The organism is Bilophila wadsworthia ATCC 49260, assembly GCF_000701705.1.
GTDB lineage: Bacteria > Desulfobacterota > Desulfovibrionia > Desulfovibrionales > Desulfovibrionaceae > Bilophila > Bilophila wadsworthia.
In genome coordinates, this window is the sequence record NZ_JNJP01000001.1 from 90444 (window position 1) to 103889 (window position 13446).

The following is a 13446-nucleotide window of genomic DNA, read 5'->3' on the forward strand; positions in this document are numbered from 1 at the left end:
AAGCGGCCCGGGAGACGCGTCTCCCGGGCCAGTCTGCTAGAACGACATCCTTTCAAAGGGGATTTCGTACTGGGAGGTACAGAACGTAACCCCCTTGAGAGCCGGGACATGCACGGCCTTGGTACGCGAATAGCTCAGAGGCACGTACACGCCCTGTTCATGGATATACGCCAGCAATTCCTTGTACGTATTCTTACGGGTATCCTCATTCGGCTCGATCATGAGCGCGGTGATTGTCTTGTCCAGCCATTCCTTACGCTCCAACCCGACCTGCGCCTGATAATCCCCGTGGGCGGGAATGCGCCAAGAAGACAGATACGACTGCGGATCATACGGTGTACCCCACGACAGGGAGTATTGCAGGTCGAATTCGCCGGTGCGCTGCCGATCCAGAAACGCCTGCTTTTCCTCGCCCACGATCTTGAGTTCCACGCCGATCTTCTTGAGATCGTTCTGCATGTATTCGCTGATGGTCCGTTCCTGCGAATTGTTGGAATTATAGTAGATAGTGACGGCGCACTTCTTGCCGTCCTTGTAACGGTACCCGTCCTTGCCCATGCTCCAGCCAGCCTTCTCCATCAATTCATTGGCTTTCACAACGTCGTAGGAGCGTACCGGAAGATCAACGTCGCAATAAGGAACGGTCTTGGCCATCAACGTGTCGGCTATCGTTTCCGAACCGTTAAGTATACCGTCGGCAATGGCCTTCTTGTCTATGGCGTGCTGGAACGCCTTGCGCACGTTGATGTCCCTGGTAATCGGCTGATGCGCGTTCAGAAGAATGGCCCGGGAGGCGACGGGGTCGCTGATCTCCGTCTTGTACGTGCCTTCCTTTTGCAACGCGGCAAACGCGTCGAGATTCAGCATGTCACCGTCGGAACCGAAAATAAGATCGATTTCCCCCTTCTGGAGTGCGAGCAGAATAGTCTGATGGTCCGGCATAACCTTCCAGCGTACGCTCTCCAAAGCTGGCTTAGGCCCCCAATAGCGTTCATTTCGCGTGAACACGGCATACTGCTTGTCCTTGTGCTCGGTCAGAACCCACGGCCCCGTGCCGACATAGCCGGACACGCCGTTCTTGGTTTCGCCATCAATGAAACATTTCGGAGAGATGAAACGGAAAGGCCGGGTCAGCCCCAGCTCTACCAGCGTAGGGTAGTAGGGATGCTTGAGCACCAGCTTGTAGGTATATTCGTCAACGGCCTCATTGCGGTCGATTTCGTTGACCATGTCCAGCCACGCGTGCCGGGGAAGGTTGCTCACTATGGCGTCCATATTCGCTTTGACGGCCTCGGCGTTGAAAGGCGTTCCATCCGTGAAGGCAACATCTTTCCGGAGATGGAAGGTGTATTCCTTCCCATCCGGGGAGATTTCCCAGCTTTCCGCGAGCCAGGGTTTGACGCCCTCCTTCGTATTGACGACCAGCGGTTCGAACACCATGTTTTGCGCCGCCATCTCACCGGAATACAGATGAGGGTTGATGTTTCGAATATCCTTTGTGCTCGCGTACGCCAGTTCCGTACGAGGCGCTTCGGCTTTGGAGGGCGGCTCCTCCCGCGAGCACCCCGCAAGCCCCAAGAGTGCGATAACCACGACAAACAGTTTTCCCATGAACATGATTCCTCTCCGTTTACAACGTGAGCTATAAAGCTTTTTTGCTTCACCTGTTCCGCAATGAATGGCACTTCGAGGGCCAATATTGTCCAGCCAAGAAACGCTGCGTTGCCTCTTGGTAGTATTTTTTTTTATTTCGTAACACTGTTGGGGAGTGTACGGCAATGATTACCAAAGATATGGGATAGGGAGTTGGGGCGGCTTCAACCAGTAAGTCCCACCCTACCGAAAATGAAACCAACCCCAAAGGGTAATGTGCCCTAACCCAACAATAGGATATGCCGCTCTTTTTCCGTATCAGTAATACAGCCCAGCAAATTGCAATCAGTATATTTTGATGAATGGCGCTCCCGGCCCAAATGAGATCCCAGCCAAAGGACCAAGGTCCCCAATCAATCCAAAAGAGAAAAAGATACGTTATCTCACTGCTGTTCTTCTTTTTGGGCTGATACCATGAAGCGCTTGATAATGGATACGGGCTGTCCCGTGCCGTCTACGAAATGTTTTCGTTCCACGTCAACCGTCACATTGCGTGCCCCCAGTTTGAGGAGCGTTTCCACATCCCACTGCGGACGGTCGACTCTGCTCAAAGGCAGGTTCGCGGCAATGGCATGGATCGGGGCGGGATCGACCCCGAGCATGAAGTCCGGATTGTGGCCATCCGTATAGTCAGGCTGTTTCAACTCCTCCGCATAGGGTTCGCTGTAGAGGTGGCGGTAATGATTGCCGTCAAAATTGACGAGGCGCCCTCCCGGTCTGAGTACGCGCAGCCATTCCGCATAGGCTGATTCCGGGTGTTCGAGGTTCCACATCAGATTGCGGGACACGATCAGATCGAACGTTTCATCCGGAAACGGAAGGTCCTGCGCGTCGCCTTGCCGCACAACAATAGAGACGTCAGCTTCGGCGGCATTCCGAGAGGCGCGCTCCAGCATCCCTTCCGTATAGTCGAAGGCGACCACGGAATGCCCCAGCCGGGCCAGCAGGATGGAAAAGAATCCTGGCCCGCATCCTATGTCCAAAATGTCTAATTTGCCGGACGCAAGTACAAACGGACGCAGACGCTCCAGCCAGACTTTTTCCGCATGTTGAAGATCATACGCAGTCTTCAGGGAGTACCCTTCCGCCCGCGTATTCCAGTAACGCCGTATCGCTTCCAATTCCGTCATGGCCTTCTCACTGCTTGATGCCCCGTACGAGGAACATCGGGATATGGGTGTACCGAATCCGGTAGTAATCGTTCATGATGTCTGGAGGCAGAGCCGCCCTGACAAGCACGCCGCGGCAACCGAGCCGTTCCAGGCAGGCCTTGTCCCACCCGGGGCGCTGTTCACGGCTGAGCGGCAGCTGCGGGATCAGCTCGTCCATGATCGGGTCTCCGTGTTCATCCTCCACGGCATACCCCATAGCACGCAGCGTTTGGGCATCTTCCGCATACAGCCGGGCAAGCTCCGGGTCGAACAGATGAGCGTGCCAGTTCGCATCGAAATTCAGGAGGACGCCACCGGGCCTGAGGACGCGCAGCCACTCCGCATACGCCCTGTCCGGGTGTTCCAGATTCCATGTAAGGTTGCGGCTCAAGACGACATCAAACGTATCATCCTCAAATGTCAGGTTTTGGGCATCCATCTGGGAAAAGTAGGCGCTTGCTTCCGGGGAATGGTTTTCGACGTTCTCCCGGGCACACTCGATCATGGCTTCGCTGTAGTCCACCCCCGTAATCTCATGTCCCCGGCGAGCCATCAGGATGGAGAAAAAGCCGGGCCCGCAACCCGCATCGAGGATACGCAGAGGGTGCTTCCACGGAAGCTGCTCCGCGATCAGTTCATCCCATACCTTGGCCTGAATAGTACCAAGTTCATCCGCATTGACGGCGGAATAGGCCGCTACCCTGCCCGACCAGTAGGCCCGGATCGTTTCCAGGCGGCACCTATTCACAACGGCCTCACGGGAATGACATTCAAAAAACCGGGGCGCGTCCGCTCGACGCTCGCCTCCACGTCGTAGACGTCGCCAAGCAAGTGCGGGTGCAGCACCCGTTCGGCCGTATCAAAGGCCTTGATCCGCCCCTCGTGAAGCATGAGCAAGCGGCTGCTGTATCGCGACGCCAACATGAGATCATGCACGACAAAAAGTGTAATCGCCCCGTTTTCCCGCGTGTATTTCCGGGCCAAATCCATGACGACGAGCTGGTGGCGCAGATCGAGCGCACTCGTGGGTTCGTCCAGCAGCAAGACCTTGGGCCGCGACACGAACGCCTGCGCCATGAACACAAGCTGCTTTTGCCCGCCGCTCAGGCTGCACACCGGCTTCCGGCTCAGACTGTCAAGCCCAAGTTCCGCCAGCGTGTCCGCCACTTTTTCGATTTGCTCGTCGGTCACTTTCCATCTGAGATCCTTGACCAGGCCGAGGAGAACCATTTCAAAGGCCGTCAAGCGGCTGGTAACGGATTCGAGCTGTGGAACATACGCAATGTCCCGATCCGAAAAAAGGTTGCCTTTATCGTCGTACAAGGCCACGTCACCGGAACGTTTGATCAGCCGCGCGATGGCCTTGATCAGTGTGGTCTTACCCACGCCGTTTCGGCCAACCACCGCCACCATTTCTCCGCCATGCAGCGTTGCGGATACATCATTGATGACGTGGTTTCCCGAAAAATGTACGGACAGGTTCTGAATAGATAAAGTCAGCATGTCACCTCCCGTTTTTCATGAGCAAAACGAACAAAAACGGAACGCCTACAATGGACGTGATAATGCCCACCGGGAGCATGGAGCCGCCAGAAAGCAGCTTTGAAACAATCGAGGACGCAAGCAGCATAAGGCCGCCAAGGATCGTCGCGCTGGGAAGCAGATACCGCTGATCCTCACCTAACATGAGCTTCGCACAATGCGGAGCGACAAGCCCGACAAAGGCCACCGTACCGATAAAACCAACGGCACCGGCAATGAGAAATGAACAGATCAGAAAGACATGCAGGCGTAACCTCTCCACATTGATCCCCAGGCTCCGCGCCCGCTCCTCACCCGTCGTCAGTACGGTGAGACGCCAAGACCAGCCGGACAGGAGCGCCGCACCCATTACCAATAAACAACCACTTACGACGACGCTCATCCACGACGAACGTTGCAGGTTCCCGAAGGTCCACCCGGAAATGATCTGCGCGATCTCCGGGGAGGCACGGTATTGCAGGTACTGCTGCAACGCCTGAAAGAAGAAATTCATGATGATCCCCGAAAGGATCAGCGTACTCGTGGACATCCCCTTCAGGCGCCCCAAATAGAAAATGAGGAGGGAGACGGCAAGCGCGAATACGAGTGCGAGCAGTGCCGTCCCGATCCAGAGGTACCCCGCCACGGAAAGCCCCAACGTAATGGCTATGGCCGCTCCAAAACTGGCGCTTGCCGTAATGCCGAGAGTATAGGGGCTCGCCAGAGCGTTGTTGGTAATGGTCTGGATTTGCAGACCGGCAAGGCTGAGCGAGCCTCCCACAAAAACACAGGTCAGCGTCATGGGCAAGCGGATGGACCACAAGATGGCCGTATTCGCCGTATCACCGTCCGGCCCGCCAAGCAGGGCATCGACGACTTCACCGGGACCGATGCCGGAAGACCCCATGCCGAGATCAACGACGATGAGGCCTAGCGTCAGGATGGCGAGCACCATACCAGTCAACAGACGCCTTCCGTTCAGCTGCCTGTACATATGTGCATTGCCGGAAGGCATACCTTCACCCTTCATGCTAACGTGCACATTTGATCATAAAGGTTCCATTTGATCATAAAGGTTCCGTCGAACTTCAGTTCAGGGAGATACTTGGCATAGAACGCGCGCATATCGCCCATCGGATCCACTTCTTGGAAGGTGTTGGGATAGAGGATCTTGGCGAGGTACAGTGTCAACGTATAGTCGATCATGTTCCGGAGGCTGCCGTGATCCACGGCATATATCTCTCCAGACTTGACCGCAGCGAGATTCTTCCAAGCCGGACGCGCGGCAAAGCCCTTCAGCCGCTTCTGCGCAGTGGCCTCGTCGATGGTCAGCCCCATGCTCATCTGGTCACCCTCGGCGTTGTTTCGCCAAATACCGCCGCCGATGACGATAAGCTGGGGATTGGATGCAAGTACGAATTCCGTATCCAGCGGCGCATAGGGCTGGGTGGCATTCTCAGCCAGATTGTCGGCTCCAAGGTTTTTCAGGATCGCGCCCCAGAGTACATCCTTATTATAGCTGTTCCCATACTCTCCAATGCCCTTGTTCCCCAATTCCATGTAAACCGTCTTGTGCTTGGCGGAATCAGGGAGCGCGGCAACCTTCCTATACACGTCTTCAAGCGCGGAGGCGTAGACATCGCATTGTTCCTTGGCCACAGCTTCCCTGTCGAGAAGCTGGCCGAGGATCATCGTACTCTTCGTGTGGTTCTCCACCTTCATGGCATGGTAATCAAGGACTACAACCTTGATGCCGGCCTTCTCAAATATGTCGATTTTCTGGTTGTTGTCCGCAAACTGAGAGCGCCCTATCAACAAAACATCAGGCCGAAGAGACAGTATTTTTTCAGAGTCGAGGATGTTGTCGTGATATCCGCCGATACTCGGGATAGCTTTCAGTTTAGGAAATGTTTCAGTATAGACGACATACTCGCCGTACCGGGTTTCCTCCCAACCGTCGAACGTCATGCCTACAACCTTATCCAGACTCCCCGCTCCGCCGACCATCAAAAAATTGGCGATGTAGTTTGCGACGACGAACGTCTTGGGGAGTTTATCCAGCTGGACCTCGCGCCCAGCAATATCGGTAAAGGAAATCGCCGGAGCAGCCCAAATCGTTTTTCCGGTACCCCCCAAAAAAAGAACCGACAGCGCGCAAGCCATCATCACACGGGAGAGCCTTCCCCAAATGTGCATCATGAACCCCTCCTTGCTGGAATAAGTAACACGTTTATAAAAAAAGTATTATGTGTCAAGAGGGAATGAATTCAATTACACTATATTTATAAATATTCCCTTAAATGAAATGCGGTTCAAGCCTCCGCGGGACGAACGGAGAGTTCTTGCGCAACCCCAGAAGGTCACAGTATGGGCAGCAATACCGCACTGTGCGAATGCTGTTTATCGACGTCATCCGTTTACCGCTCCTGATGAGCGGTTCCGTTTTCCCATCGTACTCATGCAGGCTTGGGATTAGCCTTGAAAAGAACCGTTTTTGCTCAGTGCGTCATAACACCGTATTCTTCAGGAAACAGAACCACAGAGGAACCTACCAATACAATCGGTGGGTTCCTCTTTTTTATAAGGCACTATGAAAGCAGTATCCCAACAGGCGCATCAGGAGCTAGCCAAACCACACAGTGCCAAGGTGTAGCCATGCTTGATCAGGGACAAAAAACGGTGATGCGAAAGGGAACCGGGAATCACTGGTTCCGCACCCTAGGAAATCTGTACATCATCATATTCCAGCGAGCTCACTCTAACGAACAGGGATGAGTATCAACAGTATAACTTGAGAAAATCATTTACGAATAACTCGTGCTACGATTTTTTAAATCGTATGCTTTTCTGCATTGATGTGGAGAAAGCGAAACCTGTAACGATAGGAGAACGTAAATGACTACTCTTGGAACAAGATACCCTACATTGGCGTTTATTTCCGGAGGCGTGGGAGAAGCAGAGGATGGCATTCCCCCACAACCATTTGAGACGTTTTGCTACGACTCGGCGCTGATGCAGGCTAAAATCGAAAATTTCAATATCATTCCTTATACTTCCGTACTGCCGAAAGAACTGTACAACAACATTGTTCCTGTCGATTCCGTGGCTTCTTCCTTCAAACACGGTGCCGTGCTTGAGGTCATTATGGCCGCTAATGGGGCCAGATTGGAAGAACACCGCGCCATTGCCACCGGGCTGGGCATCTGCTGGGGAAAAAACAAACAGGGCGAACTCATCGGGGGATGGGCGGCGGAATATGTCGAATACTTCCCCACTTGGATCGACGACGATATCGCTAAGGCTCATGCCGAAATGTGGTTGAACAAGTCTCTCAAGCATGAGCTGAGCCTGCGCGGGGTGGAACAACACAGCGAGTTCCAATTCTGGCATAATTACCTGAACCTCACCAAGCCTTATGGATATTGCCTGACCGTTATGGGGTTCCTCAACTTCGAGTTTGCTGATCCTGTGAAACGCTAGCTTTGTCATCCCATAGCCGATCCCGGACCGCCAGATCAGGGCGGCGGTCCGGGCAAAATGGAACAGATTGTCAGTGAACAGGAGCGGGGTATGGCGAATAATACCAAAAAATTAGGTGTGATCGCGCTTGCCAGTGTGGTGGTGAGTTCAATGGTGGGGGGTGGCATTTATAGCCTGCCCCAGAATATGGCAGCCCAGGCTTCGGTAGGGGCTGTGATCATCGCTTGGGTCGTGACGGGTATCGGAATGTTTTTCCTGGCGAATTCCTTTCGCATCCTTTCCGACATCCGACCGGATCTCAAAGCGGGGATCTACATGTATGGCCGAGAGGGGTTCGGTTCTTTCGTTGGGTTCCTCATCGCTTGGGGATACTGGTTGTGCCAGATTTTCGGCAACGTAGGCTACGCAGTCATCACCATGGATGCCCTCAACTATTTCTTCCCGCCCTATTTCGCCGGCGGCAATACCATATACGCCATCATCGGCGGATCCATCCTGATTTGGCTATTCAATTTTGTGGTACTGCGCGGGACACAGCAGGCTGCCGTGATCAATACCATAGGTACGATCGGCAAACTCATTCCGTTGTTCGTGTTTATCATTATTATGATTTTCGTTTTTCATATCGATAAGTTCGATTTCGACTTCTTCGGCAAGCTGGCGGTGGACAATGGACAGCATTTAGGTGGGCTCGGTGCTCAGATAAAGAGTACCATGCTGGTTACACTTTGGGCCTTTATCGGGATTGAAGGTGCTGTGGTCCTTTCAGATCGGGCCCAGAGCCAAGATGACGTAGGCAAGGCCACGATCATGGGTTTTGTTGGCTGCCTCATTGTATATGTCCTGTTGTCGGTATTGCCCTTTGGATTTATGACCCAACAGGAACTGGCCGCCGTGCCTACGCCTTCCACTGCCGGTGTACTGGAACGGGCCGTAGGGACATGGGGAAGCTGGATTATGAACATTGGGTTGATCATTGCGGTTCTGGCCAGCTGGCTTGCCTGGACATTGATCACAGCGGAAATGCCTTTTGCCGCGGCAAAAAACGGAACCTTTCCACGCCAGTTCTCTAGGGAAAACGCCAACGGTGCGCCTTCCGTGTCCTTGTGGGTGACAAGCGCGCTCATGCAGCTCGCGCTCCTGCTTGTCTATTTTTCCAACAATGCTTGGAATATGATGCTGAGCATCACGGCTGTCATGGTTTTGCCCGCCTATCTCATCTCCACGCTTTTCTTGTGGAAAACGTGCGAGGATGGCCAATATCCCCAGGGGGCCGCAACCGGACGCGCTTCAGCGCTGGCCTGCGGCTTTCTAGGGTCGGCCTATGGGCTTTGGCTCATTTACGCTGCTGGTCTGCACTATTTGCTTATGGCATCGGTGTTTATCGCCATCGGTATCCCTGTCTATATCTGGAGCCGGAAACAACATCCTGATCAGAACCCCATGTTCCTGAAATATGAAAAAGTACTTTTGGTGCTGCTCGTACTTGTAGCTTTGTTCTCGCTCTATCTTTTTATGCGGGGAATTGTAAAACTATAGCGAGTAGATATTAAGGAGTTAAAGTGCGGCTAACGTCTTCCCCAAGGACAGGACCTCCCTTTGGGTAAAAGTTTGTCCCACTTCATTCGAAGGAGCCCCCCCAACAGTGCAGTAAACACTGTTGGGGGGCTCTTTTTCGGTAGTGATGGACAGTACCTGCCGGACATTTGGCCATGCAGGGAGACAACACGGGGTGCTCCGTATCCAAGCGGAACACATCAAGGCCGCAGGTTTTAAAACAGGTGCCGCAACCAGTGCATTTGGAAACATCAATAGAGTTGATCACCGCTTTCCTCCTTGTTTGCATAGGGTCACAACGGACTTGTTGTCATCGAGAGCCAGCGACATGCCGTAAAATTTGTGCATATCGTCACAATAAAGACACGAAGGGGTTCATGTTGAGTAGCAAACGCTGCCGATCGCAACATAATATTGAAATTGTATCAATGTCCGCTGAAACGGCGGTGTCTATGAATGGCAAGAGGCTGTGGAGTCCATGCTTGTCGGTGCGGGCACTGTACAGGTACGTTCCCCAGTTATGGAAAATGGCTATGGCATCATCAAAAAATTCTGTGAAGGGCTAGGGTACTTGGACGGTTCCAGAAGACTGTGGCCGATTCTCAAGGGCGTCACACGCTTCCCTTTCCCTTCTCTGAGTCACGAATTCTGACGAAAACCTACCCGGATTGTTTTTCCGTCCTCTTATGGCATGTTAGCAAGGAAAGACTTTTTTCGGAGCATGCGGGTGTTGCAGGTGTCCATCCAGAAACAACTTGAAGCATTCGCGCTTCAGGTTTCTTTTGTGCTCGCTTCCCACGGCATCACGGTACTGTGGGGGGCGTCCGGTTCGGGTAAGACCACCTTACTGCAATGCCTTGCCGGGTTGCTTCGCCCTGATGCAGGGAGGATCGCCTGCCGTGAGGCAGTCTGGTTCGATGCGGAACGGGGCGTATGCCTCGCGCCCGAACGGAGGCGGCTCGGATATGTTTTTCAGGACGTCCGGCTGTTCCCGCATCTGTCCGTGCGCTCGAATATGCTGTTCGGGCGGCGGTTCCGGGGCCCGTCCGGGGTATCGTTCGAAGACGTGGTCGCGCTTTTGGGTCTGGGACGGCTGTTGCACCGCACGCCTTCCGATCTGTCCGGAGGCGAAAAACAGCGTGTCGCCGTGGGGCGCGCCCTGCTGGCCTGTCCCGAGCTGCTGCTCATGGACGAACCGTTGACGGGGCTGGATCGGGGCAAACGAGAAGAAATCATGGCCTACGTCAAGGCGATCCCGGAACGGTTCGGCGTACCCATCCTGTATGTGACCCATTCGGACGCGGAGCGCCGTTTTCTGGCGGATCGCGTTCTGAACATTGAAGACGGCAAACTGACGGACTACTGAACTCGCGGTGATTGCCGCACAGGGAGGAACTGCAATGAAACGATGGATTCTGGCGCTGGTCATGTTGGGCCTGAGCGTCGTACCGGCCTTGGCCGAGACAGCCGTGACCACGGGGATGGGCTACAAAAAAATGCTTTCCGAACTCTGCGCGCTGTACAAGCAAGAGTCCGGCAAACAGCTGACCGAGGTCTACAGCGGCACCATCGGGCAGTCGCTGGCCCAGTACAAGGCCGGAAGCGGGGTTTCCGTATTCGTTTCGGACAGGCAGACCCTGGAGGACTCGGACGTCTCTTTCGCTTCGTTTCAGCCTTTGGGCACCGCCGTGCTTGTGCTGGCGTGGAAAAAGGGCCTGAATGTGGAATCGCCGCAGGACCTCCAAAATCCGAAAATCCAGTCCATCGGCTATCCCGACAAGAAGGGCGCCATTTACGGAAAGGCCGCTGAGCGATTCCTGACCCAAAGCGGCCTGCGTGGACAGCTGAAGGACAAGCTGCGGATGTTTTCCACCGTGCCGCAGGTGTTTTCCTATCTGACCACGGGCGAACTGGACGCCGGGTTCGTCAATACGGCGGTCGTCAAGGCGCAGGGTAAGTCCATCGGAGGCTCTATAGACATCCAGTCCGGTTACGATCCCATCGAAATGGTCGCGGCGGTGGTCAAAGGCGCGGAGAAGGACCCCGAAGTCGAGGCGTTTCTGACGTTCCTCCAATCCGACAAGGCCCGATCCGTTTACGCCAAGCACGGGCTGCGTCCATAACCGGGAACCGACGTGCTCGGCGAACTGTTGCACGACGAGGAAGTACTGTTTTCGGTGTGGCTTACCTTGAAGGTTGCCGCCGTGTGTCTGGCCCTGCACCTCATCACGGCGGTTCCGCTGGCTCTCTGGGCGAGGTCGCCGAAAGCGCCGTTTCGCCGGACGCTCAATTTTGTTGTGACGCTGCCGCTGGTGTTTCCGCCCATCGCGCTCGGCTACCTGCTGCTCATGGCCTTGGGGCAGACCGGGCTTGGGGAGCCGCTCCAGCGGCTGTTCGGGGTCCGGCTGATTTTTTCTCAGGCGGCGGTCGTGCTGGCGGCCTACATCGCGGGGCTGCCTCTGGTCATCAAACCCGTCCAGGCGGCGCTCGGCAGTGAAACGGTACGCAAGCTCACGGAAGCGGCGCGCGTGACCGGTGCCGGTCCGATAACCGCCTTTTTTCTCGTGGTCATTCCGCTGATCCGCACCAGCCTTGTCGTGGGGCTGTTGCTCGGCGTAACGCGCTCTTTCGGCGAAGTGGGCATTTCGCTCATGCTCGGAGGCAACATCGCGCAACGGACGAACACGTTGTCGCTTGAAGTGTTCAATGCCGTTTCGCGCGGCGACTTCGAGCGGGCCACGGCGCTGTGCGTCCTGCTCGCCTGCATCAGCCTGTGTCTGTATCTCGCCATCGATCAACTGCAACGGAGGAAGGCATGAGTTTTCACATCAGCCAGCGCTTCATCGACGAACTGCTGGAAGAAGACTGTCCGTACATGGATTTGACCGTGGAGGCATTGGGCATCGGGCGCGAACCGGGGCTTTTGACGTGCCATCCCAAAGCCGCCTGTGTCGTGGCGGGCGTGGAGGTCGCCGCGCGGCTTCTGGAGTCTTCGGGGTGCCGGGTTGCGTGCGAAGCCGCCAGCGGCGATCGGCTGGAGGCGGGGCAGGTGTTTTTGCGCGCCGAAGGCTCGGCGGGGGCCATCCACCGGAGCCTCAAAATCGCGCAGAACGTCATGGAATATTCATCCGGCATCGCAACCCGCGCAGCGGGCATGTTGGAAAGCGCGCGCAAGGCCAATCCCCATGTGCAGCTGGCCGTTACCCGCAAGCATTTCCCTGGGACCAAACGGCTTTCGCTTGCGGCGGCGCAAGCTGGCGGAGCCATCGCGCATCGGTTCGGGCTTTCGGATTCCCTGCTGGTTTTTGATCAGCATCGTGTCTTCGCGGGCGGGCTCGACGGATTCGCCGCCCGGGTGTCCGAGTGCCGCAAGGCGTTTCCGGAACAGAAGCTGGGCGCGGAAGTCGCCACCCCGGAGGAAGCCCTCCTGCTGGCACGCGCGGGCATCGATTCCATCCAATGCGAACGTTTTACCTGTGCGGATCTTGAAGAAACGGTACGCGGGGTCAAGGCCGTCAACGCCGCCGTTCAGGTGCTCGCCGCCGGAGGCGTGACCGGTGAAAACGCGGAGGCTGTCGCAGCGACCGGGGTGGACGTGCTGGTGACGACATGGGCCTATTTCGGCAAGCCCGCCGACATCAAGATGGTCGTCAGCGCGTAACGCTTTCGGGGGCGGCATCCATACGGGCTGTAAGCGGAACCTTCGGACGAAGAGAGGCTATTCCACGGACTACACGGACGGTACCGAGACGGCACTGGATCATGTCTGTATGCGCTGTCTGCTCCGTGCAAAGCCATAAGTGTGTTTTATATCATCCGTATTTCATAAAGAAAGCACAGGGCAACACCTCAAGGGATTCCTTTGGTGTTGTCCTTCTATTTTATCATGTTACAAACATAGTATTAGTGTACCCGACCTGATTCGGCTGTACGCTCCCAAAGGCCCGATCTTCAGGGCCTTTTCTGCGTGGGAATGGTTCCCCAGACCTCGGCTCACTCTGGGGCGTAGCGCGCTCAAGCATCGGGTTTAGCCAGCCAAAGCCGAAACGGAAGACGTGGAAAGAGCCCCTTTTTCGAAAATGCG

13 protein-coding genes are annotated in these 13446 nt (G+C 55.3%); 6 read left to right on the plus strand and 7 right to left on the minus strand.

What is annotated here, in order from left to right:
- Positions 1-36: 36 nt before the first annotated feature.
- The 6 genes from nikA to T370_RS0100450 all read right to left on the minus strand — a co-directional run bounded on the left by nikA (position 37) and on the right by T370_RS0100450 (position 6524).
- The gene (nikA, locus tag T370_RS0100425; RefSeq protein WP_248604177.1) at positions 37-1611 is read right to left on the minus strand and encodes a nickel ABC transporter substrate-binding protein; all 1575 of its coding nucleotides are present in this window, start codon (positions 1609-1611) and stop codon (positions 37-39) included.
- A gap of 425 nt (positions 1612-2036) precedes the next feature.
- Positions 2037-2783 carry a class I SAM-dependent methyltransferase gene (locus tag T370_RS0100430; protein ID WP_005026481.1) on the minus strand — a complete coding sequence of 249 codons (747 nt, stop codon included), beginning with the start codon at positions 2781-2783 and terminating at the stop codon, positions 2037-2039.
- 7 nt (positions 2784-2790) lie between these two features.
- Positions 2791-3552 carry a class I SAM-dependent methyltransferase gene (locus tag T370_RS0100435; RefSeq protein WP_029434361.1) on the minus strand — a complete coding sequence of 254 codons (762 nt, stop codon included), beginning with the start codon at positions 3550-3552 and terminating at the stop codon, positions 2791-2793.
- Positions 3549-4307 (minus strand): ABC transporter ATP-binding protein, encoded by a 759-nt coding sequence (locus tag T370_RS0100440; protein WP_005026476.1) that lies wholly within the window; start codon positions 4305-4307, stop codon positions 3549-3551. Before T370_RS0100440 ends, T370_RS0100435 begins: the two co-directional genes overlap by 4 nt.
- Position 4308: 1 nt before the next feature.
- Positions 4309-5367, minus strand: a complete 1059-nt coding sequence (locus T370_RS0100445; RefSeq protein WP_248604178.1) for a FecCD family ABC transporter permease — start codon at positions 5365-5367, stop codon at positions 4309-4311.
- On the minus strand, positions 5352-6524 hold the full coding sequence (locus tag T370_RS0100450) for an ABC transporter substrate-binding protein (protein ID WP_051643704.1): 1173 nt from the start codon (positions 6522-6524) through the stop codon (positions 5352-5354). The genes T370_RS0100445 and T370_RS0100450 overlap by 16 nt, the downstream gene beginning before the upstream one ends.
- 696 nt (positions 6525-7220) lie before the next feature.
- On the opposite strand from T370_RS0100450, the gene T370_RS0100455 reads away from it, so the two are divergent.
- Together T370_RS0100455 and T370_RS0100460 are read left to right on the plus strand one after the other, a co-directional pair.
- Entirely contained in the window at positions 7221-7805 is a 585-nt protein-coding gene (locus T370_RS0100455) for a pyruvoyl-dependent arginine decarboxylase (protein WP_005026470.1), read from the plus strand.
- Positions 7806-7895: 90 nt separating this feature from the next.
- Entirely contained in the window at positions 7896-9344 is a 1449-nt protein-coding gene (locus tag T370_RS0100460; protein ID WP_016360815.1) for an amino acid permease, read from the plus strand.
- 82 nt (positions 9345-9426) lie between these two features.
- Here the strand turns inward: T370_RS0100460 and T370_RS26215 are convergent, their stop codons facing one another.
- Positions 9427-9651, minus strand: coding sequence for a 4Fe-4S binding protein (locus tag T370_RS26215; RefSeq protein WP_392387474.1), 225 nt, complete (start codon positions 9649-9651; stop codon positions 9427-9429).
- Between the two features lie 447 nt (positions 9652-10098).
- Here T370_RS26215 and T370_RS0100465 point away from each other — a divergent pair, with 447 nt between their 5' ends.
- The 4 genes from T370_RS0100465 to modD are packed head-to-tail and all read left to right on the plus strand — an operon-like array spanning position 10099 to position 13023.
- Positions 10099-10728 carry an ATP-binding cassette domain-containing protein gene (locus tag T370_RS0100465; protein WP_248604179.1) on the plus strand — a complete coding sequence of 210 codons (630 nt, stop codon included), beginning with the start codon at positions 10099-10101 and terminating at the stop codon, positions 10726-10728.
- A 34-nt stretch (positions 10729-10762) separates the two neighbouring features.
- Entirely contained in the window at positions 10763-11485 is a 723-nt protein-coding gene (gene modA, locus T370_RS0100470; RefSeq protein WP_029434365.1) for a molybdate ABC transporter substrate-binding protein, read from the plus strand.
- A 12-nt stretch (positions 11486-11497) separates the two neighbouring features.
- Positions 11498-12181 carry a molybdate ABC transporter permease subunit gene (locus T370_RS0100475; RefSeq protein ID WP_029434366.1) on the plus strand — a complete coding sequence of 228 codons (684 nt, stop codon included), beginning with the start codon at positions 11498-11500 and terminating at the stop codon, positions 12179-12181.
- A complete protein-coding gene (gene modD / locus T370_RS0100480; protein WP_029434367.1) occupies positions 12178-13023 on the plus strand; it encodes a ModD protein in 846 nt (281 codons plus the stop codon). Before T370_RS0100475 ends, modD begins: the two co-directional genes overlap by 4 nt.
- Positions 13024-13446 lie beyond the last annotated feature (423 nt).